This window comes from Sphingobium fluminis (genome assembly GCF_037723805.1).
Lineage (GTDB): Bacteria > Pseudomonadota > Alphaproteobacteria > Sphingomonadales > Sphingomonadaceae > Sphingobium.
The window spans coordinates 183,938-207,930 of the sequence record NZ_JBBJUK010000007.1 but is presented as its reverse complement, the minus strand read 5'-3'; the positions used below and the strand labels follow the sequence as shown (position 1 = coordinate 207,930).

Annotated in this window: 19 protein-coding genes and 1 tRNA gene; 9 read left to right on the top strand and 11 right to left on the bottom strand. The window is 62.8% G+C overall.

The window, feature by feature from the left end:
• From WG907_RS16830 to WG907_RS16820, 3 genes are all read left to right on the top strand, one after another.
• Nucleotides 1-267 (top strand): hypothetical protein (locus WG907_RS16830; RefSeq protein ID WP_340234619.1); only part of this gene is annotated, 267 nt, incomplete at its 5' end.
• A gap of 731 nt (nucleotides 268-998) precedes the next feature.
• Nucleotides 999-1,574: an ATP-dependent endonuclease gene (locus WG907_RS16825; RefSeq protein ID WP_340234617.1), complete on the top strand. Its 576-nt coding sequence runs from the start codon at nucleotides 999-1,001 to the stop codon at nucleotides 1,572-1,574.
• A complete protein-coding gene (locus tag WG907_RS16820; protein WP_340234632.1) occupies nucleotides 1,574-3,034 on the top strand; it encodes a UvrD-helicase domain-containing protein in 1,461 nt (486 codons plus the stop codon). The genes WG907_RS16825 and WG907_RS16820 overlap by 1 nt, the downstream gene beginning before the upstream one ends.
• 6 nt (nucleotides 3,035-3,040) lie before the next feature.
• Here the strand turns inward: WG907_RS16820 and WG907_RS16815 are convergent, their stop codons facing one another.
• Nucleotides 3,041-4,369: a tyrosine-type recombinase/integrase gene (locus WG907_RS16815; RefSeq protein WP_340234615.1), complete on the bottom strand. Its 1,329-nt coding sequence runs from the start codon at nucleotides 4,367-4,369 to the stop codon at nucleotides 3,041-3,043.
• Between the two features lie 185 nt (nucleotides 4,370-4,554).
• Nucleotides 4,555-4,646: transfer RNA gene (locus WG907_RS16810), tRNA-Ser, on the bottom strand.
• 234 nt (nucleotides 4,647-4,880) lie between these two features.
• On the opposite strand from WG907_RS16810, the gene WG907_RS16805 reads away from it, so the two are divergent.
• The gene (locus WG907_RS16805) at nucleotides 4,881-5,681 is read left to right on the top strand and encodes a DUF1134 domain-containing protein (RefSeq protein ID WP_340234613.1); all 801 of its coding nucleotides are present in this window, start codon (nucleotides 4,881-4,883) and stop codon (nucleotides 5,679-5,681) included.
• Between the two features lie 11 nt (nucleotides 5,682-5,692).
• On the opposite strand, the gene dinB is transcribed toward WG907_RS16805, so the two are convergent.
• From dinB to WG907_RS16790, 3 genes are all read right to left on the bottom strand, one after another.
• Nucleotides 5,693-6,799, bottom strand: coding sequence for a DNA polymerase IV (gene dinB, locus WG907_RS16800; RefSeq protein WP_340234612.1), 1,107 nt, complete (start codon nucleotides 6,797-6,799; stop codon nucleotides 5,693-5,695).
• Nucleotides 6,800-6,867: 68 nt separating this feature from the next.
• On the bottom strand, nucleotides 6,868-7,404 hold the full coding sequence (locus WG907_RS16795) for a YceD family protein (RefSeq protein ID WP_340234611.1): 537 nt from the start codon (nucleotides 7,402-7,404) through the stop codon (nucleotides 6,868-6,870).
• Complete coding sequence (locus WG907_RS16790; RefSeq protein ID WP_340234610.1) at nucleotides 7,401-7,928, bottom strand: ubiquinol-cytochrome C chaperone family protein; 528 nt, start codon at nucleotides 7,926-7,928, stop codon at nucleotides 7,401-7,403. The genes WG907_RS16795 and WG907_RS16790 overlap by 4 nt, the downstream gene beginning before the upstream one ends.
• A gap of 150 nt (nucleotides 7,929-8,078) precedes the next feature.
• Here WG907_RS16790 and WG907_RS16785 point away from each other — a divergent pair, with 150 nt between their 5' ends.
• Nucleotides 8,079-8,606 (top strand): outer membrane protein assembly factor BamE, encoded by a 528-nt coding sequence (locus WG907_RS16785; RefSeq protein WP_340234608.1) that lies wholly within the window; start codon nucleotides 8,079-8,081, stop codon nucleotides 8,604-8,606.
• A gap of 53 nt (nucleotides 8,607-8,659) precedes the next feature.
• Here the strand turns inward: WG907_RS16785 and WG907_RS16780 are convergent, their stop codons facing one another.
• On the bottom strand, nucleotides 8,660-11,494 hold the full coding sequence (locus WG907_RS16780) for a M16 family metallopeptidase (protein WP_340234606.1): 2,835 nt from the start codon (nucleotides 11,492-11,494) through the stop codon (nucleotides 8,660-8,662).
• A 194-nt stretch (nucleotides 11,495-11,688) separates the two neighbouring features.
• On the opposite strand from WG907_RS16780, the gene clpB reads away from it, so the two are divergent.
• Nucleotides 11,689-14,268, top strand: a complete 2,580-nt coding sequence (clpB, locus tag WG907_RS16775; RefSeq protein WP_340234604.1) for an ATP-dependent chaperone ClpB — start codon at nucleotides 11,689-11,691, stop codon at nucleotides 14,266-14,268.
• 56 nt (nucleotides 14,269-14,324) lie between these two features.
• Here the strand turns inward: clpB and WG907_RS16770 are convergent, their stop codons facing one another.
• The 4 genes from WG907_RS16770 to xseA form a co-directional block, all read right to left on the bottom strand.
• A complete protein-coding gene (locus tag WG907_RS16770; protein ID WP_340234603.1) occupies nucleotides 14,325-17,339 on the bottom strand; it encodes a TonB-dependent receptor plug domain-containing protein in 3,015 nt (1,004 codons plus the stop codon).
• Nucleotides 17,340-17,630: 291 nt separating this feature from the next.
• Nucleotides 17,631-18,515, bottom strand: a complete 885-nt coding sequence (locus WG907_RS16765) for a M23 family metallopeptidase (protein ID WP_445326834.1) — start codon at nucleotides 18,513-18,515, stop codon at nucleotides 17,631-17,633.
• Nucleotides 18,512-18,724, bottom strand: coding sequence for a DUF2093 domain-containing protein (locus WG907_RS16760; protein ID WP_340234602.1), 213 nt, complete (start codon nucleotides 18,722-18,724; stop codon nucleotides 18,512-18,514). The genes WG907_RS16765 and WG907_RS16760 overlap by 4 nt, the downstream gene beginning before the upstream one ends.
• A 29-nt stretch (nucleotides 18,725-18,753) precedes the next feature.
• Nucleotides 18,754-20,250, bottom strand: coding sequence for an exodeoxyribonuclease VII large subunit (gene xseA / locus WG907_RS16755; RefSeq protein ID WP_340234601.1), 1,497 nt, complete (start codon nucleotides 20,248-20,250; stop codon nucleotides 18,754-18,756).
• 7 nt (nucleotides 20,251-20,257) lie between these two features.
• Here xseA and purD point away from each other — a divergent pair, with 7 nt between their 5' ends.
• Both purD and WG907_RS16745 read left to right on the top strand, forming a co-directional pair.
• Entirely contained in the window at nucleotides 20,258-21,538 is a 1,281-nt protein-coding gene (gene purD, locus WG907_RS16750; RefSeq protein ID WP_340234599.1) for a phosphoribosylamine--glycine ligase, read from the top strand.
• Nucleotides 21,539-21,609: 71 nt separating this feature from the next.
• A complete protein-coding gene (locus tag WG907_RS16745) occupies nucleotides 21,610-22,146 on the top strand; it encodes a helix-hairpin-helix domain-containing protein (protein WP_340234597.1) in 537 nt (178 codons plus the stop codon).
• Between the two features lie 12 nt (nucleotides 22,147-22,158).
• Here the strand turns inward: WG907_RS16745 and WG907_RS16740 are convergent, their stop codons facing one another.
• The gene (locus WG907_RS16740; protein ID WP_340234595.1) at nucleotides 22,159-23,121 is read right to left on the bottom strand and encodes an acyltransferase family protein; all 963 of its coding nucleotides are present in this window, start codon (nucleotides 23,119-23,121) and stop codon (nucleotides 22,159-22,161) included.
• 153 nt (nucleotides 23,122-23,274) lie between these two features.
• Here WG907_RS16740 and WG907_RS16735 point away from each other — a divergent pair, with 153 nt between their 5' ends.
• Nucleotides 23,275-23,985 (top strand): GDSL-type esterase/lipase family protein, encoded by a 711-nt coding sequence (locus tag WG907_RS16735; RefSeq protein WP_340234593.1) that lies wholly within the window; start codon nucleotides 23,275-23,277, stop codon nucleotides 23,983-23,985.
• Nucleotides 23,986-23,993 lie beyond the last annotated feature (8 nt).

Genomic DNA, 23,993 nt, shown 5'->3' with positions numbered 1-23,993 from the left:
ACGGATAGAAATCACGCGAGCATGTCGGACATGCATCAACAGGATCGTCCGCGCGACGCTGAACAGATAGGCCCGGGAATCGAGGATCCGATCGACCGAATCCATCTGGGCGAATCGGCTGTAAGCTTCCTGCACCACGTCGTCGGGATCAAGGTCCGTGGGCAGGCGCCAGCGACTCAGGCAGGCGCGGAGAGCAGGCTCGTGGGGCAGGATGTGCTGTGCGATCCACAGCGCTCTATCATCACTGAATGGCTTCATGGTCAGTGATATAACATGCGGAAAAGAAAACGCCCAACACCGCGCCTGCCCACACTCAGCCGGATGCAAGTAACTGTTTCGGGATAGTGTACCATTATCTGGACAATTACCGTGTTACGGTGACTGATGCGTCGCGCCGGAGTATGAACCTTCACTGGACAGAGGCGCTCGATCACCGGGCCTGGGCAGAGTCCATCGGCTTCGACTCGGTTTGATTTTGCGAGCACCATTTTGATGGGATATGCCCTCGCTGGCAGTCACGGCGACCGCAGCGGCCACGCGGGCCAGTGCGTGCGTCTGAGCGGCATCGTGGCGCTTGCTCCGCTATATCACCCGCTCCTTCTCGCCGAGGATGCCGCAATGGTATCCGTTCCGAGCGGGATATGACTTCGGCACAAGCAGGTGTTACAGCGGAAAAGAGGTCGCGGCGCTCGGCCTAAACATGCGCCACCGGCCCAGCTTGATGGACGACGCGGTCGATTTTGTCCCTCGAGCGTGGACCGGTGAGCCATCCTCGTTCGAGGGAAAAAGGTTCCATATGTCCGAAATTGCGGTGACGTCACCCTTAAGTGCGTAAGAAGGTCCGGGCCATGCGGCTCGAAACATCATAGCGAACGATCTGCACGTGACCCCTTGAGGAGGCCGCCTCCCGGGGTGCGCCAGACAAATTTCAGTGCCCTCGATAAATCGGGCTGTCTAATGAGGAGCGCTGCTGAGTGCATACGCATTGTGCTCTCCTCATGGTCAGCATTCTCGCCAAGCGGCTGGGATATGATTTGCGGGACCATGGCGTCAGTCTCATCAGCGTCGAGGGACTGAACTTTGATTCCTTTCTGCCTCTGTTCGGCGCAAACGCGATCCGAATACCGGTCGCCGTCCTGACCGATGCCGATCCCAGGATTGCAAATGCGGCCGGAAAGCTGGTCGCCCACTATCCCGCCGCTGGCGAGACGATCACAGTGTCCGACAATACCGCGCTCATGCTGAAGAGCGCAGATGCCTATGTCGGTATATTCCACGGTCAGAAGACTTTCGAATATGATCTTGGACTCATCACGAAGAATCGAGCCGTCATGCTCGACGCGTTGAAGGAACTTCATCCACAAATCGGAGCTGAACTAGAAACCGAGGTGGCGGCCGAAGTCGATGACGCGGCAAAGGCCAAACGCCTGTTTCAGGGAATGTTCGAACGTGATTCTGGCAATGTTCAGAAGGGTCGGTTCGCGCAGGCCCTAGCTGGTCTGTGTGCAGATGACGACACGGACTTCGAAGTGCCTGAATACATCCGCCTTGCAGTAGAGCACGTTTGCGCGTGATGAATGGCCTCTCGCCTGAGCAACGCGAGGTCGTCGAACTGCCGCTGGCACCGTTGGCCGTCACGGCTTGTGCGGGCAGCGGGAAGACGCTGACGGCCATCCATCGCCTCGCAGCCATGCGGTCGGCGTTTGAAGACGACCACGGCCTGATCGCGCTCCTTTCCTTCTCCAACATCGCAGTGGAGACGTTCCGCGCGGGCTATCACGACCTGATGCGTGCCGAGGGTGGACATCGCAGATCAATGGCCGTCGAAATCGATACGGTTGATGGCTTCATAACATGTAATGTGCTGAGACCGCACGGACACAGAACGATGAAGGCATCCCGCACGCCCTTCCTTGTCGAGGGCGGGGAGGCCTTTCTCAGCTCCTTCAAGGTCTATGACGGCTCCATCAGTCATCCGATCCGAGATTTGCGAGCGCGGGTGAGCGGGCCTGATTTCCGGTTCGAGGTCGGACGCGGCAGCAAATTTGTGCCGCCTGCCAATGCCAAAGCGTCGATCGAAAAGCTCGGCAAGTCTGGCGCCTACACCCACGATCTCGGTCGTTACTGGGTGCTGCGCACCCTCCGCGAGCAACCTGATATCCTCCGTGCTCTTGTACGGCGCTACCCTCACGTCCTGGTCGACGAAGCGCAGGATATTTCGGCCGAGCATCAGGCGATCCTGGAGCTGATGGTCTCGAAGGGGTGTCAGCTCTCCCTGATCGGTGACGTGAATCAGGGAATTTATGACTTCGGCGGCGCCGACGGGAAGTTCCTGAACGATTATCACGGCACGGCTGGGGTCACCGCGCGCCGTTTGACTGTGAACTACCGGTCAGTCCCTGCAATCGTCGAAGTTGCCAACGCACTCGCCGGCACGAACGATGCCGCGCATCGCGCGGCACCGGAGGGCTTTTCTGGTCCCCATTTCATCACCTTCAAAAAGGGCGAAGAGGACAAGGCGATCGCTGCGTTCGCCAGCCTGTGCGACCATGCCAAAATTGATCCCAAGGATGCTGCCATCGTCTGCCGATCGGTAGAATGGTCGGAAACCTGGAGCGGCGCGGATAGCGATCAGGGGCAAGGCGTCGTGCGGACCTTCGCGAACGCAGTGCTGCAGCGTGAGCGGCAGCGCCGGATGGGCGATGCGTATAACAGCTGCTGCGTAGCCATTGCAGGCTTGTTGACGGACGACCAGCATGATTGCCTCGTGCATATGAAGCGCCCGCTGGACGAGCAGTTCCGAGGTATACGTCGCCTGATTTGGGACTTCGTCCGGGACTGTGAAACAGGGCTGCCCTCTGGTTCATTGAAAGCGTTGAGCGAATGGCATCCGCTCCTGCTGGTTCGCTGCAAGCAGCTGTTGCAGGCGCTATCGCGGGATTTCGGTCTAACCTTTTACCGTCCAGCTTTTCTTGATGGCGCCAAGCATCTAAAATCACATTTGAATTCTTCCCATTGGGCCTGCGCCAAATGATCCCAATCAGGCATTCGAGCTTGCCGCCCGGAGTGGAAATCGAAAGGACTCGGACACTGGCTCGGGAATGCGCCGACGCGAGTGGTCCCCAGTCTCTTTCGACGGGCGCTCAACCAGTACGCGCGGTTCCGGCAATTCGGTTGAAAGCAGGTTGGCCCAAATCCGCGCCAGCTCCCGGCGTCGCGGCATGTAGGCGGAGCGGTTGTACGCGCCCTCCACCTTTTCCTTGGGCACATGGGCGAGCATGAGGTCGATGACCTTGCGATCATGGGATTTGCCATTGCGCTCGGCCCATTCATTCATGATCGTCGAGAAAGCCGCGCGAAAGCCGTGCGGGACATGATGGCCATGATATCCGGCCCTATTGAGCAGATAGCCGATCGCATTTTCGCTCATCGGCCGATGAGCGTGTCGGTTGCTCGGGAATAACAGCTCGCAATCCCCGGTGAGGGGCCAGAGGGCGCGCAGTACCGCTAAGCACTGCGGCGTCAGCGGCACGAGATGATCTCCGTCGAGCTCGTCCTTCCGATCGAGATTACCCTTCATCCGTGTCGCGGGAATGCGCCACAAGGGAAGCGCTCCGTCCAAATCCTCGAACTCGTCCCAACGCGCGCCGCGGAGCTCGTTCGGCCGCACTGCGGTGAGAGCGAGGAAGCGCAAAGCCAGCCGAGTGATTGGCCGGGCATAATCCCCCTCGGCATCGTCGATCATCTTACGAAGCTGATCGAGGTTCGTGATAGCCGGCTGGCGACCGCGCCGCAGTGGCTTCAAGGCGGCGCTAAGCTTCTCCGCAGGGTCTGTCTCGGCGATTCCCTTGGCGATAGCGTAGACAAAGACCGCCGAAATTCGCTGGCGAACCCGCTTCGCCGTTTCGATCGAGCCGCGATCCTCGATGGACTTAAGCACCTCCAGGATTTTCGGGGGCTTCAGGTCCACCAACGGCAGCGAGCCGATGCTGGGAAATACATCCCGTTCCAGACTTCGAATCACGTCGTCACCATGGACGGCTGCCCATTGCGGCTTGGACGTCGCATGCCACTCGCGGGCAATCCGTTCGAAGGTATTCCGGCTCGCCTCGATATTTGCCTCGATCCTCAGCTTCTTTACCACGGACGGGTCGCGGCCTTCGGCGAGAACGGCGCGTGCCTCATCACGCTTCTCACGCGCCTTCACGAGAGCTACCATCGGGTAGATCCCGAACGACATGCTCTTCTGCTTTCCGTCGTACGAATAATTCCAACGCCACAGCTTGCCGCCGCTGGGTGTGACCAGCAGGAACAGGCGGTTGCTGTCAGTGAGCTTGTAGGCCTTCTCGCGCGGCTTTGCCGCTCGCACTTATGCATCGTTCAGCAAGGGTCATCTCCGATACCACGTTTTTCCAAGCCGATGCCACGCGCTGAACCCACGCCATTACCGGAGGCGTGCGGACGACCGTGGCCGAGCTGACCTGCTAAACGTCAGTTATCAGAGGGAAAAAGTCGATATCGGTGCACTTCTGTGGACCCCTGCGGAGGGTCGCCTGGCGGAGACGGAGGGATTCGAACCCTCGGTAAGGAGTTATCCCTACGACGGTTTAGCAAACCGTTGGTTTCAGCCACTCACCCACGTCTCCACATGGCCAAATACCCGTTCAGAACGGGTCAGCAGCTAGGCGATCCGGGCTATAGCGACGCCTTTGCCTCATGGCAACGGTCCCTTGCCACGATTTTACGAGTTATCAGGGCGGATTATCTTTTCCGTCCGGCTTGGATAAGACTCGTGTCGCCGGTTCGTTCATTGTCGTTTCAGCTTCGTTCCCGATAACTACCGGTCTATTGAACAAGCGGGCTTGCGGGGGAGTGACGGGATGATCGGACTATTAAGGTGTGCAACCGCCAACGGCAGACGCGGCGGCGCCCTGATGGCGGTGCTTGCTGGTCTTGCGCTAACCATGGTCCCGGCAGACGCTCAGGTGCGGACGGTCGACCCGAACAGCGCGATCGATTCCGACCTGACCCCCGTGCCGCCCGCCAAAAGCAGTCCGGTCACTAACGACGCCAGTCCCAACGTCAGGACCGATAGCGGCGTCTATAACACGCAAACTGACAGTGCCGTAACGTCGGGCGCGACCGCAACCGGCGCGCCAGTCACGGCCAATTCGCCGCCGGCCGCCCCCGTGCCCGCCGACTCCTATCAGGAAGATGATCTGATAGGCGCAGCCGAGGGCGTCTTCGGCAAGGGCGCCGAGGGCCTCGCCGGGCTCATCGAAAAGGTGCTGAAGGATCAGGGCCGTCCCAATGCCTATATCGCCGGGCGCGAGGCGTCAGGCGCCTTCGTCGTTGGCCTCCGCTACGGGTCGGGCACGCTCAATCACAAGGTGGAAGGCAAGCGGGAGGTCTATTGGACCGGCCCGTCGATCGGCTTTGATGTCGGCGGCAATGCCGCCAACACCTTCGTTCTCGTCTATAATCTCTACGACACGCAGGATCTGTTCCATCGCTTTCCTGCGGCCGAAGGCACGGCCTATCTCGTCGGCGGCTTCACCGCCAGCTATCTGCGCTGGGGCAGCGTAGTGCTGATCCCGATCCGCCTTGGCGTAGGCTATCGGCTGGGCATCAATGCCGGCTATATGAAGTTCACCGAAAAGCGGAACTGGCTGCCTTTCTGATCATCGCACGTTTACAGGGATAGGGCGAGCTGCTCGGCAGGGCTGCCGGCTCCTTCGTCCTGTTCCAGATTGTGAATGCCAAGGCCAAGCAGCCTTGCGCCCATGCGCAAGGGCAACTGCGCGAACAGCAGCGCTCGGGCGGCTTCGGCCAGTAGCGTTGGCGAGCGCACTGCGGTCGCGAAGCTTCTCGACCGGGTGATGATGCGGAAATCGGCAAATTTGATCTTCAGGACGACGGTCCGGCCATAGGAACCGTTTTTCTCGATCCTGTGCCACAGGCTCTGCGCGATCCGGTCGATCTCCGTGATCAGGGCATCGGCCGTGATCAGGTCGTCGAAAAACGTGTCCTCCACACTGACCGATTTGCGTTCCTGCCGGTCGCGCACAGGGCGGTCATCTTCCCCCCTGGCGGCGGAAAAGTAAAATCGAGCGGCGCTGCCGAAATGGCGTTCCAGAAAGGGTAGGTCGTGCGCGCGCAGGTCGGCCCCGGTCTCGATCCCCAGCGCCTGCATCCTGCGTGCCGTCACCGGTCCCACGCCGTGGATGCGCCGCACTGGCATCGCCGCGATGAAGGCGGCACCCCCGCCGGGTCGTACAACGCAGATCCCGTCGGGCTTGTTCTGATCGGACGCCAGTTTGGCGAGCAGCTTGTTGTAGGACACACCCGCCGACGCCGTAAGCCCTGTTTCCTCGCGGATCATCGAGCGTATATCTTCCGCGATCCGGGTTGCCGATGCGATGCCCCGCTTATTCTCCGTCACGTCGAGATAGGCTTCGTCGAGCGAGAGCGGCTGGATGATATCGGTGAAACGTTCGAAGATCGCCCGCACCTGCGTCGATACCGCGCGATACACCTCGAAACGGGGTGGAGCGAAGAGCAGGTCCGGACATAGCCGCCGTGCCCGGGCACCCGGCATGGCCGATCTAACGCCGAAGACTCGCGCTTCATAGCTTGCGGCCGCCACAACCCCGCGTGGCCCGCTACCCCCGACGGCCACCGGTTTGCCGCGCAGTTCGGGATGATCGCGCTGTTCGACCGACGCGAAAAAAGCGTCCATGTCGACATGGATGATCTTGCGCGGCAAGCCGGTGGCCATGGCAGGTGGCGGGGCGTCCATGCGGCATGCTTATGCCATGGCAGGAACGAAAGGGAAACAGGCGGGCGGGCTCATCTGACCCGCCCTTATTATTTCTTGCCCTGACCCTTAAGCGCCAGCAGCACGGCGAAGGGGCTGGCCTGCTCCTCGCCGATGACGCCGGCTTCCCTGAGCACCGCATCGGCATCGGGCGACCGGGGATAGGGCGCCATCGCCAGCGCCACGGTTTCGGCCACGGCCTCCCCCATATCGATGACCTGGCCGTCATAGCCGATCGTGTCGCAATCCTCTGCGTCGATCTCCAGTTCCGCGCCTTCGTCCATCGGCGCATCGTCGCGAACGAAGCGCAAGGTGAAGTCCGTGTCGATCGACTCGGGCACCGGCACGCCGGTAGCGACGCAAGGCTGGGCCAGCGCGGCGCGGACCCGTCCACGCGCGACGATCCCGGTGCCGTCCATGCTCAGCGCATAGTCGGCGTCGAGCCGATCCAGGGCCAGCAGGCGGAATCGCCGCGCCAGCGCGGTTCGTTCGGCTTCCTTGGCACTGATATGGGTCGTCGCCGCAAGCCGGCCAATCTGGTCGATGCGCACGATCCTCGAAAATTCGGGGGGCGAAGGCGCGCTCATATCAGGTCACCGCGCAGCAGGCTTTCACGCGATGTCGAGCCCAGCCGGGCCCAGCAGGACAGCAGCGCCGACTCCACATGCGCCAGCGCGTCGGGCGCGGGCCGCTCCCCGCGGTAGAGGTTGCGCACGAGGGCGTCCGCGAGATCGGCCTCGCCGGCCAGCGCCGCGCGATAGGCCGAAAGCCGACCGCCAAGCGCGCTCATCATCCGGCCGATATGCTTGCCCACCACGACATCGCCAATACCTTCCTGCCGCAGCTGCCCGTCCATGTCGTCGACGAACAATTCGGTGAGCCAGACGCCTTCCTGCGTAGCGTCTTTTTCATCCAGCCGCATAAGCACGAGTGCCAGAACCGCCACGATCATGTCGAACCGCCCATCCAGCGAATCCGGCACCTGACCGTCGCGATACCAGTGCGGCTGGCGGCCCTCCGCGACGACTGCGGTATAAAGCGGTACGATCGCTTCTTTCGGATCGGTTCGCCCGAACAGGCGCTGCAGAAAATTGGGGGCTGTGCTGGACATGGTTCGCGTTGTTTTCGGGCTGTGTAAGGAGGAGGGCCGGCGGCCCCTTGCCGCAGCCCCTGCATTTCCATATTGATCGGGGCGTCGCGCAATGCAATGGCGGCTTTTGTTGTTTCTTGGGTTCCGGGGCCGTCCCCGCAGGAGAATGTCATGCGTCAGCTCAACCGCCAGTGCTTCAGCAGGCCGTCCTTCAGCGGACGCATCCTGCTCGCGGCGGGCCTTGGGGCGCTCGTCCTGGGGGCTTCGGGTTGCACGCGGGTGCGCACGCATCAGGGCTATCAGGTCGACAAGCTGCTGGTCGATTCGGTTCAGCCGGGGATCGATAATCGCGCGTCGGTGGAAGGCACGCTGGGTCGTCCTAGCTTCACCGCGCAGTTTGGCGACGCCGACTGGTATTATGTTTCGCGTGACATGCGCGCGCTCGCTTTCTCCAATCCCAAGCCCGTGGCGCAGACCGTGCTGCATGTCCGTTTCGATCCGGCCGGTAATGTGGTCGCGGTCGATCGCATGGGGCTGGAGCAGGTGGCGCGGATTTCGCCTTCGGGCGACAAGACCCCGACGCTTGGCCGTCACCGCAGCCTGTTCGACGAGATATTCGGCAATATCGGCGCGGTGGGCGCAGGCGGCATGGGCGGCGGCGGCGCTGGTCCCGGTTCGGGCGGACCTAACGGCAGCTGAAGCGGCGTTCGTGCATGCCATGTCCGGAACGGCAAACCGTCGCTGGACATCGCTCAGGGCATCGGCGCCTTTTCTCCTTCGATCACTGTGACGGGCAGCTTGAGCGCCTGAAGCTGCGGCAGCACCTGAGTCTTGTCGCCGACCACGATCCACCGGATCTTTGCCGGGTCTATGACGGCTCGTGCGGCCTGATCCAGCGCGGCGGGTGTCAGCGTCTGATAGCGCCGCGCGAGGCTCGTCACATAATCGAACGGCCTGCCGAACAACGCGTCCTGGCGCATCTCGCCAAGGATTGCGGAGGAGGTTTCGAACTGACCCGGAAGGGCCGCGATATTACCCTTTACGACGCGGCTGAACTCCGCCGGGGTAACGCCCTTGGGGCCCAGAAAATCGGCGATGTCCTGCTGGATCGCGGCGATGGCGGGGCCGGTCTTGTCGGCCTGAACCGGCGCTGAGATCAGATAAGGGCTGCGCTCAGCCCGTTCCGCGAGATAGGAGCCGGCACCATAGGACCAGGCCTTGACCTCGCGAATGTCGGTATTGATACGCGACAGAAAGTCTTCGCCCAGCACGCTATTGGCCGCGCCAAAGGCGACGAGGTCGTCCCCGCCCTTAAGGCCGGTCACGAAACCGCCCAGCAGCACCGATTGCGGCGACTGCGGCCGGTCGATCAGCGTGATGCCGGGCCGGGACGCGGGAATGGGCGCGGAAAAATCCTTAACCCCCTTCATATCGCGGGTCGAACGCCAGGCGGTGAAACGCGCTTCCAGCAGCGGCTTGATCTGCGCCAGCGTCGAATCGCCGACGACGAAAATCTCGACATTGTCGGGCCGAAGCCATTTGTTTTTATAGGCGGCGAGGTCCGCCGGCGTAAGCGCCGTCACGGCCGCGCTGTCGCCCAGGCCGTGCGCGGGAACGCCATAGGGATGGCCCGGCCCGTAGAGCAGGGGAAAGATTGCCCGGCTGGCGAGGCCCGATGGCTGCGTCTTTTCCTGCGCGATCTGCGAAAGCTGGATGGCGCGAACGCGGTCCACCTCTTTGGGGGCGAAGGCCGGATTCTTGACGATGTCGGCCAGCAGATCGAGCGATGGCCCAAGATTGGCGGTGAGCGCGCGCAAGGTGACGACCGATCGGTCCATCGTCGCCCCGGCGCTGATGTTCGCGCCCAGCCGCTCCTGTTCTTCCGCGATCTGGATCGCGTTGCGGCTGGTCGTGCCTTCGTCCAGCATCGACAGGGTGAACTGGCCCACACCGAGCTTGTCACGCGGATCGGCGGCGATGCCGCTGTCGAAACTCAGGCTCACGAGCAGCATCGGCACCGCTGATCGCCGGGCGAAATGCACCTTGATGCCGTTGGACAGGCTGGACGTCTCGACCGCGGGATAGTCGAGCGCCGGGGAGGCGGTCACGGCGGGCAACGGCAGGCGGGGTTTCGGCAGGGAGGCGGCCACGTCCTGCGCCGAAGCCTCCTTAGCTGGCCCCTGCGCTTCGGCATAATCGGCGCGCGGCCCCGGATCGACCCGCAGCGCATAAACCGGGCGGCTCAGCCATTTGCCCATCGCGGCCGTAGCGCTCGCAGGCGTCACAGCCGCCAGCGCCGCCAATTCTTTCCTGTAGAAGGCGGGGTCATTCTTATAAAGTGCCCCCTCGGCCAGCGTCGATGCCTTGCCGGAAAAGCCGCCGACGATCTCAAGGCCGGCAATCTGCCCGGCGATCTGGCGGGTGGCGACCCGGCCGACCTCGTCCGCGGTCGGACCCCTGGCAATGAGGTCCGTGATGATCGCATCAAGCCGCTTCGACACCAGCGAGGGATCAACGCCGGGCTTGACGTCCACCGTCACTTCGAACTGGGCAAGCTGCTCGAAAGTCTGGACGCTTGCGGTCACCGCGACCGCCAGCTGTTCCTGCCGCACCAGTATATTGTCGAGCCGCGAACTGGCGAGGCCCCCCAGCACGTCGGCCGCGACCGCCAGCGGTGCATTGTCGGGGTCCCCCATGCCGGGCACGATCCAGTCGCGATACAGGCGGGTCGTCGCGACCCTGTCCTTCATCGCCTGATCGACGCGCGCCGGCAGGGTCGGCACCGGTGCGGCCACCGGCTGAACAGCCTTGCCCGCAGCGATCGCGCCGAAATATCTCTCGACCTTCCTTCGAGCGGTCGCAACGTCGATATCGCCGGCCAGCGCGATGACAGCATTGTTGGGGCCATAATGATCCCTGAACCAGCCATGCACATCGGCAAGGCTCGCGGCATCGAGATCGGCCATCGACCCGATCGTGTCATGGCCATAGGGATGGCCGGCGGGGAACAGCGCTTCGCTTTGCGCATAGCTGACGAGGCCGAATGGCTGATTGTCATTCTGCCGCTTTTCATTCTGGACGACGCCCCGCTGCGCGTCGAGCTTGGCCTGGGTGACGGCGCCGAGCAGCCGCCCCATGCGGTCCGCTTCCATGAACAGCGCCAGGTCGAGCGCGCCGGTCGGCACCGTCTCGACATAATTGGTGCGGTCATACCAGGTGGACCCGTTGGTTGGCGTAGACCCGGCTGCGGTCAGCGGCTCGTCGAAACTGGTCACATTTTCCGAACCGCCGAACATCAGATGTTCAAACAGGTGGGCAAAGCCGGTCTTGCCGGTCGGCTCGTTCTTTGAGCCGACGCGATAATAGACGGTCACGCCGACGACCGGCGCCTTGCGATCGGTATGGACGATGACGCGCAAGCCGTTCTTGAGCGTGAACTGCTCATAGGGAATGTCGATCCTGGCTGCCAGCGAGGCAACAGGCGCGGGCGCATCCGGCGCGCCGCGGGCTAGGGCCACGGGCGCGAGGAAGGACGCCGAAAGCGCAAGCGACACGATCAGACGGCGCGACGGGGATAGCTTGGTCATGAAACCTCTTGAACAGGGTCGGGCGGCGCGCCGCTTTGGCGCAGCATAGCGGGGCATGATTGGGAGGCAATATCCATCGAGGCAGCCGAATGGCTTGTCGAGGGTTGAGGGCGTTGCTGCACAAAATCCGCAACTGGCCCTTGTGTGCCTTTTATGCAACACCATATCGCGGCAATGATGATCAAGAGGGTGTTATGAACATCGAGAAATTCACCGACCGCGCCAAGGGTTTTCTTCAGTCGGCCCAAACCGTCGCCATCCGCATGAACCATCAGCGGATCAGCCCCGAACATTTGCTCAAGGCGTTGCTGGAAGACGAACAGGGTATGGCGTCCGGCCTTATCAAGGCGGCGGGCGGCGACGCTGCGGCGGCGCTGCGCGAGACCGACGCGGCATTGGCAAAAGTGCCCTCCGTGTCAGGCAGCGGCGCGCAACAGACGCCGGGCCTCGACAATGACGCCGTGCGCGTGCTCGACACTGCCGAGCAGGTCGCGCAAAAGGCGGGCGACAGCTTCGTCACCGTCGAGCGGCTGCTGCTCGCGTTGACCCTCGCGTCGACAACCACCGCGGGCAGGGCATTGAGCGCCGCCGGCGTGAAAGCCGAGGCGCTCAATACAGCGATCAGCAATCTGCGGGGTGGCCGCACCGCCGACACGGCGGGCGCGGAAGATCGCTATGATGCGCTCAAGAAATTCGCCCGCGACCTGACCGAAGCGGCGCGGGCCGGCAAACTCGATCCGGTGATCGGCCGCGACGAGGAAATTCGCCGGACCATCCAGATCCTCGCGCGCCGGACCAAGAACAATCCGGTCCTGATCGGCGACCCCGGCGTGGGCAAGACCGCGATCGCCGAGGGCCTTGCCCTGCGCATCGCCAATGGCGACGTGCCCGATACGCTGAAAGACCGCGCGCTGATGGCCCTCGACATGGGATCGCTGATCGCGGGCGCCAAATATCGCGGCGAGTTCGAGGAGCGGCTCAAGGGCGTGCTCGACGAAGTGAAAGCGGCCGAGGGGCAGGTCGTGCTCTTCATCGACGAGATGCACACGCTGATCGGCGCGGGCAAGTCCGAGGGCGCGATGGACGCCGGCAATCTGCTCAAGCCCGCCCTCGCGCGCGGCGAACTCCACTGCATCGGCGCGACCACGCTCGACGAATATCGCAAATATGTCGAGAAGGACCCCGCGCTCCAGCGTCGGTTCCAGCCGGTGTTCGTCGGCGAACCGACCGTCGAGGACACGATCTCCATCCTGCGCGGCCTCAAGGAGAAATATGAACTGCACCATGGCGTGCGGATCACCGATGCCGCGATCGTATCGGCGGCGACGCTCTCCAACCGCTACATCACCGACCGTTTCCTGCCCGACAAGGCGATCGACCTGATGGACGAGGCCGCATCGCGGCTGCGTATGGAGGTCGAGAGCAAGCCCGAGGAGATCGAAGCGCTCGACCGGCGGATCATCCAGCTCAAGATCGAGCGCGAAGCGCTGAAAAAGGAAACCGACAAGGCGAGCGCTGACCGGCTGGTCGCGCTGGAGGCTGATCTTGGCAATCTGGAGGAGCAGTCCGCCGGCCTCACCCAGCGCTGGCAGGCGGAGAAAGACAAGATCGCCGGCGAAGCGAAGATCAAGGAGCAACTCGACGCCGCGCGGCTGGAACTGGAGCAGGCGCAGCGCGCCGGTGACCTGGGGCGGGCGGGCGAGCTATCCTATGGCACCATTCCCGCGCTGGAGCGTAAGCTGGCCGAGGTGGAGCAAGCCGCCGAAGGCGCGATGCTGCGCGAGGAAGTGACGGTCGAGGATATCGCCGGCATCGTCGCGCGCTGGACCGGCATTCCGGTCGAGCGGATGATGGCGGGCGAGCGCGAGAAGCTGCTGGCGATGGAAGCGGAACTGGGCAAGCGCGTCATCGGGCAGGCCGATGCGGTGAAAGCCGTGGCGAAGGCCGTCCGCAGGAGCCGCGCGGGCTTGCAGGACCCCAACCGCCCGCTCGGCAGCTTCCTGTTCCTTGGCCCCACGGGCGTGGGCAAGACCGAACTGACCAAGGCGCTCGCCGGTTTCCTGTTCGACGATGAAAGCGCGATGGTGCGCATCGACATGAGCGAGTTCATGGAAAAGCACAGCGTCGCCCGGCTGATCGGTGCGCCCCCCGGTTATGTCGGCTATGAAGAAGGGGGCGTACTGACCGAGGCGGTGCGCCGTCGTCCCTATCAGGTGATCCTGTTCGACGAGGTCGAAAAGGCCCATGGCGATGTGTTCAATGTGCTGCTTCAGGTGCTGGACGACGGCCGACTGACCGACGGGCAGGGCCGGACGGTCGATTTCACCAACACGATCATCGTGCTGACATCGAACCTGGGCAGCCAGTATCTGACGGGCCTTGCCGACGGGCAGAAGACCGAGGATGTCGAGCCGCAGGTGATGGACATGGTCCGCGCGCATTTTCGCCCTGAATTTTTGAACCGGCTGGACGAGATCATCCTGTTCCACCGACTGGGCGCGGACCATATGGCGCCGATCGTCGATATCCAGGTTGCACGTGTCCAGACACTGCTCAAGGATCGCAAGGTGGTGTTGGACCTGACCGATGGCGCGCGCGTGTGGCTGGGGCGGGTGGGCTATGATCCCGTCTACGGCGCCCGCCCGCTCAAGCGCGCGGTGCAGCGCTATCTGCAGGACCCGCTCGCCGACCTGATCCTGCGCGGCGAAGTACCGGATGGATCGACCGTGCGCGTGGATGAGGGCGATGGCGGGCTGGTGCTGAGCGTAGAATAGAAAAGGGCGCTTCCCTCGGGAAGCGCCCCCTTATTTTTGGCCGTTCGGGTGGAAGATCAGTAGTTGAACTTCGCGCCGACCCGGAAGTAGCGGCCAAGAATGCCCTCGCCACCCTGAACCGGGTTATAGGCATGCGCGCCATAGGTGATCGTGTCGATCGGTGGCAGCTTGTCGAACACGTTCAGCATGTTCGCGTAGAAGGTGAACTGATCCGTCACCTTGACCTGCGCATTGAGGTCGAAGGTGATATAGTCCTTCACCCGGCACGGCAGCGACCCGTCATTGAGACCGCAATCCTTATAAGCCGTGCCCTGATCCATCGCCGAGGTGTCGTACCCACCGAAGAAGTTGGCCGTGCCACTCAGCGCGAACTTGCCGAAGTCGAGCGTGTTGGTCCAGGTCCCGCGCCATTTCGGCGTGCCCGAACCCGCCGTCAGGTTGAAATTGCCGAGCGTGCCGTCATAGCGTTCCACCGTGCCATCGGGAAATTCGGTTTCCAGACGCATGATGTAGCTCGCCTGCAGGGAGCTGGTCCAACGGATATTGTCGGTGACTGGCAAACTGACGTCCGCAGCGAAGTCCAGGCCTTCCGACTTGATGGTGTTGGCGTTGATGAAGCCCGATTGGACGAAGGCAACACGCGGCTGACGTGGATCGCCTGGCGCGATGGGCACGTCGGCGATGACGTTGAAGCCTGCGGGGATCGGCAGGCCGGCATAATAGGCCTGCAATGCCGGCGTATTGTCAGCCGTGGTGATCGCGCCCGTTTTCTTGATGTTATAATAGTCCACCGAGAAGGAAACGCCCCGCATCGGTTCGATCAGGATGCCGGCTGTGAAGCTGCGCGACTTTTCCGCCTTAAGATCCGCATTGGAAAGCGAGGTCGCGCCGTAGCTACCCTGACGGATATATTGCGGGCAACTGCTGAAGGTGGCGACGGTGCAGCCATATTGCGCCAGATAGGCGTTGTTGAACAGGCTCTGGTTGTTGGTGACGAAGCCTGTGGTCGGGAAGGTTGCATTTGCCTCGCCGAAGCTAGGAATGCGGAAGCCCTTCGAATAGGTGCCGCGCAGCAGGACCTCGCGGATCGGCTTCACCTTAACGCCAAATTTCGGCGAGAAGTTGTTCAGACCGCCCGAATAGCGGTCATAGCGCCCCGACGCATTGAGCTCGAGCTGGTCGAAGATCGGTGCGTTCACCTCCGCGTAGGCCGAATAGACCTTGCGGTCGCCCTTCACGGCAAAGCCGTTCAGGCGATAATATCGCTCCGTCCCGCCGTTTATGTCGGAGTTCAGGCTGGGTGCGTCGATCGCTTCGTAGCGGAACGACACTCCGACGCCGATCTGGAGCGGACCACCCGGCAGGTCGAGCAGATCTCCGCTGACCACGGCCTGTGTCTGAACCATATCCGACGTAGCCGTATTTGTGGCGGTCGGCGTCAGATAATCCATCGTCGCCCGGCTGTTGGCGGCGGGATTGAGGAAGTTGAAGCTGCCGTCGGCGATCACATCCAGCAGATGCTGGATATAGACATAGCCGTTCGATTTACGACGCAGGTCCATGTGCATCGCGGTCGCATCGACCTGATAATGCCACTTGTCGCTGATATCGCCCTTGATACCGATCGCGCCGCGATAGGCACGAGTGCGCGTTTCGTCATGTTCGAGCGAATTAGGCAAGCGACCGATGATGGCGGCGTTCTGGCCCGCCGCGGCGAACGGGTTGTTCGGGTTCAGCGTGCCGTTGGCCGCCGTGCAGGCCACGGTCGTGCCACGCGGGCAGACATAGACCGGCAATTGCAGTATGTTGTTATTGCCATAATAGGCGACATTGCCCGACGTGCTGTAGCGCGGGAAATAGAAGGGCGCCGGTGCGTTCGCGCGGATCGTGCTGGGCAGGCCATCATATGCGACGTCGGTCTGGAGGAAGTTGAACATCGCATAGGCTTCGCCGGTATCGCCGACGCGCGCGGTGAAGCGGGCCGAGGCACCGAAGCGCTTGATATTGGGATTGATGATGCCGTAATTGTTGGTCAGATCCTCCTGACAGACGGTTGAGGGCGCGCCGGCGGCGATATTGTCGGCCAGTTCCGCACCGGTCAGGTTGTAGAGCGAGCCACGCTGGCAAGCGACCGCAGGGTTCAGTAGTTGATACTGGCCGCTCTGCGCGCCGCCCACAGCATTGGCTGGACGTACGAAAAGCGTGCTGCCCGTGTTGGTGACGACCGGGCTGAAGCCGGGATAGGCGCCAGTGCCGTCCAGACCGTCAACCACATTATTGCCGCCGCAAACGCCCTCATGGCAGACGCCGCGATAATCGTCGCTGTTATAGGGATATGGACGCTGGTTATTCTTGACCTGCCTGCTCTGGAAATAAAAGCCGCTGATATAGGCGTTATAGCCATTGTCATCGAGATCGCCGGTTCCGGCGGTGACGGACAGGCGATATTGCGAACCGTCGCCTCGGCTGGAAATGCCGCCTTCGGCGCGTCCGGCGACGCCCTTGAAATTCTTCTTCGTGATGATGTTGACGACGCCGGCAATGGCGTCCGCACCATAGCTGGACGAAGCGCCGTCACGCAGCACCTCGACATGATCGACGATATCGTCGGGAATGGTGTTGAGGTCGACGAAGTTGCGCGTGCCGTCATCCGACAGCGGATAATAGGCCGCGCGCAGACCGTCGAACAGGACGAGCGTGGAGTTGGTCGAAAGACCGCGCAGGGACACCGCCGAAGCGCCGGCTGCAAATGCGCCATTGGCAGAAAAACTGTTGGTCAGCGCGGGGCCATTATTGGCCGCAATCCGCTGCAGGCCTTCCTGCACCGTGCTGATGCCGCGACGGTCGAGATTTTCCACCGTGACATTGGTGACCGGCGATGGCGTTTCCGCATCCGTGCGGCGAATGATCGACCCGGTAACGACGATCGTGTCAGTAGGTTCGTCCGCTGCGGCCTGAGCCGCTTGTGGCCCCTGCGCAAAGACGGCGGCCGTGCCGATCATGTTGGCGAACATAAATACCGGCAATGCGGCAGCACCGCGCAAAAGCGCGTTCTTCGATAGTCTCTTCATTATCCAGTCCCTTGCTCTGGAGCAACCACGAGGTCTCCCCCGCCTGTTCAGATGACAAATGAAAGGTATGAGCGCCCGACAACGCACCCTTCATTCGTACTGCGGTCTAGTCTGCGCGGCCCTTTTCTGGCTGTAAAGCGCCCTGCCTTGGGGCCATCATGATTTGATTCGCGCTGTCGCAATTATGCAACAGTCCGGCGAAACTCCGCGCAGGATGGCTTGATAATTATATTACAGCGTAGGGAACAAATGGAGCCCTTATCTGTTGAGCAATTGCTCAACAGCGTCGGATCATTGCGCACATCGTGGTGCAGTCGAGCATAATGTCGCCCCGAGCTGGTCCGTTAAAAACAGGGGGTCGACACGAGCCTCATTCCATTTGACGGCCCAGTGCAGATGTGGGCCGGTCGCCCGGCCGGTCGATCCCACCGCGCCAATGGGCTGGCCCCGCACTATATGGTCACCCAGCTTCACATTGATTCGCGACAAATGCAGGAAGGCGCTGTTGAGACCATGGCCATGGTCAAGCATCAGCAGATTGCCTTCGAGCGTAAATGGCCGGTCGGCGGCGAGTATGACGACGCCGTCTGCCGGTGCGACGACGACCGCGCCCGTCGCACCCGCAATATCGACCCCGCTGTGATAGGCGCCGGGCGTACCCTGATAGATGCGCTGAGCGCCGAACACGCCCGATATGCGGCCAGGGCGGGGCCGGATGAAGCGCTGGCGCCACCCGCCGCTGTCGCCACGCACCGTTCGCGCGGCCGCGATCCGCTCCAGTTCCGGCTTGCGCAACGCCATGAAGGCCTGGCTATCCCTGGTAAGTCGCATCGGCGCATCGATATGCTCGATCCGCCACGCGCGGGGGGCGACCGCCAGCTTCTGCTCGATCAGCCGTCCGTCCGCCAGCCGAGCGGTCAGCAGCGCCTGCGTCCTGGCGTCGCGGTCGAAGGCGATGAGGAAGCGGCGATCCCTGTCGAAGGGCACCGGCTGTCCATCGAGCCGCAGATCGACCGCATTCAAAGGCGCGACACCAAGCAGGACGCCGCCCTGCGTCATCGGACCGGATAGAGCGAACTCGCCTGCGGTCCCTACGGAGGGTGGTGCGGCGAAGGCGGTGGTCCCGGCGAGCATCAGCAGGGCAGTCGCGAACCATCGGCCGCCCCGAATGCTCATCCGGCCCGCGCGCGGTTCAATTCGGCCTGCACCGACGCTTGCGCGCTGGCATAGGGTTCCTGCCGCGCTATGCTCCAGTAGCGCAGATCCTCCAGCGCGATTTTGGCGCCGGTGGTGGCGCAAATCACATGGTCGCCCGGCTGGAGCACGCGAAAGCTGTACGCCATATAATGTAGACGCGCGGGCCGATCGCGTTGGGACATCAACATGGATGGCTACCTCTTCGGTTGGGCAAATCTCATGAAAACAGGTCTTGCTGGCGTATTTCCTCCGCCGTGCGGGCTTTGCGCGCCGCACCTCGCGGTTCCGGAGATATAAGCGGCACGCCCGGCTTCTCAAGAGCTGGGTCTGCGACGAGCGCATCCGCTGGCCCATCCTTGAACCAGAGCGTCACCGACCCCGCCGTCCGGGCCGCTGCCGCCGATCCGACGACATGACCACTCGCCATGACTCGCGCAAAGCCGAGCGCCAGTGGTCGATCGGGATCGAGCGATACGAATAATCGCGAGAGGCGGTCGAACGCGGTGGCCCTGTCCTGATGCACTCTTACCAGAAAGTCGGGACGCAGGCGCAAGCGATCAAGCCTTTCCTTCGCTCGGTCGAGCTGGCGGTCGAGCAGGGGACGGCGGAGCGCCCCGCCGACAAGCCCCAGCCGCACGCGCGCATCCGCGGCGCGATGGCGCAGGCCGCTGGCCAGCGCATCGGACAGCTGGTCGAGCCGCTGACGCTGGCCCTCCAGCAGCGAATCGGGTGTGGGCATCAGGCGCGCTTGCATGTCGAGCCGCTCGCGCGCCTGCGCCAGGCCGCGCCGCGCCGCCCGCCCGGCGCGCAGGCCAAGGTCGGTGAGGCCCGCGAGCAGCTCCGCGCGCACCGGCACCGCCATCTCGGCTGCCGCGGTGGGCGTCGGTGCGCGCATGTCCGCGGCGAAATCGCACAAGGTCGTGTCGGTCTCGTGGCCCACGGCCGAAATGATCGGGATCGAACAATTCGCCACCGCGCGGACGACGATCTCCTCGTTGAAGCTCCACAGATCCTCGATCGACCCGCCGCCACGCGCCACGATGACCAGGTCGGGCCGGGGCAGCGGGCCGCTGCCGTCCATCGCGCTGAAGCCGCGCACGGCGCGCGCGACCTGCTGCGCCGCGTCCTGACCCTGAACCAGCACCGGCCAGACCAGCACATCGGTCGGGCAACGATCGGCGAGGCGATGGAGAATGTCGCGGATCACCGCGCCCGTCGGTGATGTGACCACGCCGATGGTGCGCGGCATAAACGGCAACGGCCGCTTTCGATCCCGATCGAACAATCCTTCAGCGGCGAGCTTCGCCTTCAGCTTTTCTAGCAGCGCCATTAGCGCGCCTTCGCCCGCCAGTTCCATGCGCTCGATCACGATCTGATATTTGGACCGGCCGGGATAGGTGGTGAGTTTGCCCGTCGCGATCACTTCCACCCCGTCCTGCGCGGCGAAGGCGAGGCGCTGCGCGCCGCCCTTCCACATCACGCCGTCGATCACGGCACTATCGTCCTTGAGGCAAAGATAAAGATGGCCCGACGCCGCGCGTTTGAAGCCTGAAATCTCGCCGCGCAGGCGGACATGACCAAAGCGGTCCTCCACTGCGCGCTTGAGTGAGGCCGACAATTCGCTGACGGTTAACGGGGGCGCGTTGTCGCCCGGCCTTTCCTCCGCTAACAGGCGGCCCGACACGTCAAAACCAGCTTCATATTCCGGGGACATGGGCGAGATGAACATCCTTCTGCTTGGCGGCGGTGGCCGCGAACATGCGCTGGCGTGGAAACTGGCGCAATCGCCATCGCTATCCACTCTTTATGCCGCACCCGGCAATCCGGGCATAGCCCAGCATGCGCAACTGGTCGACATCGACGCCACGGATCACCGCGCCGTGCTGGATTTCTGTACGCGCCATTCCATCGGGCTGGTCGTGATCGGCCCGGAGGCGCCGCTGGTCGACGGGCTGGCCGACAATCTGCGCACCATGGGCGTGGCCGTGTTCGGACCGGGGGCGAAGGCGGCGCAGCTCGAAGGATCGAAAGGCTTTACGAAAGACCTGTGCAAGCGCGCGGGCATCCCCACCGCCGCTTACATACGGGTCACCAGCAAGGATGGCGCGATCGCCGCGCTCGACGATTTTGCCTTGCCAGTGGTCATCAAGGCCGATGGTCTGGCGGCGGGGAAGGGCGTCATCATCGCCGAGACGCGCGCGGAGGCGCTCGATGCGCTCGACACCATGTTCTCCGGCGCGTTCGGCAAGGCCGGCGAGGAAGTGGTGCTTGAGGAGTTCATGACCGGCGAGGAGGCGAGCTTCTTCGCGCTGACCGACGGCACAGCGATCCTGCCCTTCGGCTCTGCGCAGGATCATAAGCGCGTGGGGGATGGCGACACCGGCCCTAATACCGGGGGCATGGGCGCCTATAGTCCGGCGCGCGTGCTGACGCCCGAGCTGGAAATTCAGGTGATGGAGACCATCATCCGCCCGACTGTCGCGACGCTGGCCGCCGAAGGCATGCCCTATTCGGGCGTGCTTTACGCCGGGCTGATGCTGACCGACGAGGGTCCCAGACTGATCGAATATAATGCGCGCTTCGGCGACCCTGAATGCCAGGTGCTGATGATGCGCTTCGACGGCGATCTGGTCGCGCTGCTGCTGGCGGTGGCGCAGGGGCGACTGGCCGATCATGGGCCGGCCGAACTGGCGCAACGCACCGCGCTGACCGTGGTGATGGCGGCGAACGGCTATCCTGATGCGCCGGAAAAAGGCGGGGCTATTGCCGGCGTCGCAGCGGCGGAAGCGGCCGGAACAAGGATATTCCACGCCGGCACGGCGATGCGGGGCGACGCGCTGGTCGCCAGCGGCGGGCGTGTGCTGAATGTGACGGCGACGGGGGACAGCGTGAGGGCGGCGCAGAAGGCTGCCTATGCGGCGGTGGACTTGCTCGATTTTCCAACCGGCTTTTGCCGTCGTGACATAGGGTGGCGCGAAATCGCGCGCGAGGACGCCGCATAGAGCTGACGCGCACGCGCAGCAGGACCGCATGAATAATTTGGCCGGGCGTCGGCAGCAGGGAGGACATAAATATGCAGCTATTCCTCATCGATTACGGCTTGTGGCTTTTGCTCGCATTGTTCGTGGTCATCGCGGTCGTTTTCCTCCTTTCGGGACGGGGACGGCGATCGGAATACCCGGCGTCGCGCCAGAATGACACGCCGGAACCGATCGTTCCTTCGCTACTCGCGTCTGATCCTCAAGGCGACCTCATCGCGGCGGCACCTGTCGAACCGGCCATGGAGGCACTTGTCCCAGCCGAGCCTGTAGTATCGATTACCGATGCCGCCCTTTCCCGGTCCGATCCGGCCCCCTCGCCGGAGGCCGGTCAGCCGGATGATCTGCTGCGCCTCAAGGGCGTGGGACCCAAGCTTCGTACGATGCTTGCCGAATTAGGCGTAACCCGCTTTTCGCAGATCGCCGATTGGACCGATTCGGACATCGCGGCGGTCGACGCAAAGCTCGGCGCTTTTCGTGGCCGCCCGGTCCGGGACCAATGGGTCGATCAGGCGAAATATCTCGCGGCTGGCGATGTCGCTGGGTTCGAGGCGAAATACGGCAAGCTCTAATCGCGGCGATCGTCAGGTGCCCGCCAGCGCGACCGGACCGCCAGGCGCTTTGTGGTCCACCCGCCGGTCGGGCGCGGCGCCAAGGATGCGCCCTATGAATGGTGCACGAGCGGCGAGCCGGCTGACCATGAAGAGAAGCGGAACGGAGGCGATGACCATGGTGAAGCTGTGCATTCCGCCCGCCATTAGCAGGCCCATGATCAACGGATGCCACAGGTAGAAAAACAGGCTGTCCTGCCCGATCAGATTCAGTGGTGCGAAGCGGAGGCGGAGCGCGGACAGGCTGGGCAACAGCGAAATCAGACCAAGGCACATCAAAAGCCGCGCGGGGACATAGGCGAGCCTGTGGCCGTCGCGATAAAGGCCTGACCACCACCATAGCCCAAGCAATGTCAACAGCAGGCAAACCGGCAGATAGCGTTTGGGAAATGCACGCTCCGCCATAAGCATGCCGAAGAAGAAATAGACCGGATAGCGCAGGAACCGGCTGTCGGGCGCAAAAAAGCTGGTGCCCACCGGGCCATGGTCCAGTCCGAAGCCGTACATCGTCGCCAGGCTGACCGGCGTGCCCATGACCAGCAGCAACAATGGCGAGCGCGGAATGAGCCGCGCCACAAAGATCAGGAAAACAAGCACCGGTACATACCAGAGATGGAAGGGCGGTCTCAAAATCGGGTCCAATGGCGTCGCCCAGCCCACCGACCATCCGCTTATAATCAGATAGAGGATCGTCGCAAACAGCCATGGCAACAGCAGTCTCGTGCTATAACGCTGAAAGAGCGCTCGCGCTGCTTCGGTGCGGATGCGCGTGACGTTGAGCAGATAGCCAGAAATGCCGATCATCAACGGCATGCGCAATCCCGAGCCAAGCCAAAGAAGCAGGTCATGACGACCGACAAGCTCCATCGCATGACCACCCATCACGAGCAGAGTCAGCAGGCCTTTCAAGAAATCGATCGAAGGATTTTTAGTCAACACTCGTGCTTGCCCCGTTGATCGGTGCGATATCGCTACCTTTATTCCACGTCTCTTAACGGACAGGGTAAACGGGCGCCGGTCTGATCCATTCTGGTGTTTTCCCCGCAAATCATTCTAGGCTATGCGTTGTGGCCACGGAGACATGAAAGTTTGCGAAGTCTCGAATCCTCGCCGATCGCCAAAACTGTCATGGCGGTGATCCTGTTCGCCCTGATCGTGGGCGGGTGGATGCTCTTCACGCGCTACCGGGATGCTTCTGCCATCCTGCCCGATGACAAGGCGAGCACCAGCGCGGTACGTCAGCCCTGCGCCCTGTGGTTCGTCGGAAGCTCGTCGATCAACCGCTGGCGCAGCCTAGATCGCGACATGGCGCCGTGGATCGCCCATAATCGCGGGATCGATGGCGCGACCTTCGCCGAAATTCTGCCGCGTTTCGCCAATGTGCAGGCCGTGCGGCCAGAGGCGATCATCCTCTATGCAGGCGAGAATGATATCGCCCAGGGTGTCCCCTTGCGCATGATCGTTCGTCAACTGGCCGCCTTCCTGGCCCTGCGCAGCCAAATCATGGGGGACGTGCCCGTCCTCGTCCTGTCGGCAAAGCCAAGTCCCGGCCGGTGGGCCAGCCTTGCAGACCAGCATATACTCAGCGATGCGGCGCGCCGGCTGCTGGGACGTTTTCCGAACAGCTATTATGCCGACATTACGACGCCGCTGCTACAAGGCGGCAAGCTCGGCGACAATTATCACGCGGACGGGGTCCATATGAACGATGCAGGCTATCGCATCTGGGCAAATGTCGTGCAGCGCCGGCTGACGCAAGTTCTGCCTGCGGCGACGATCCGTAGATGCATGCCGGCCTGAAAGCCGGG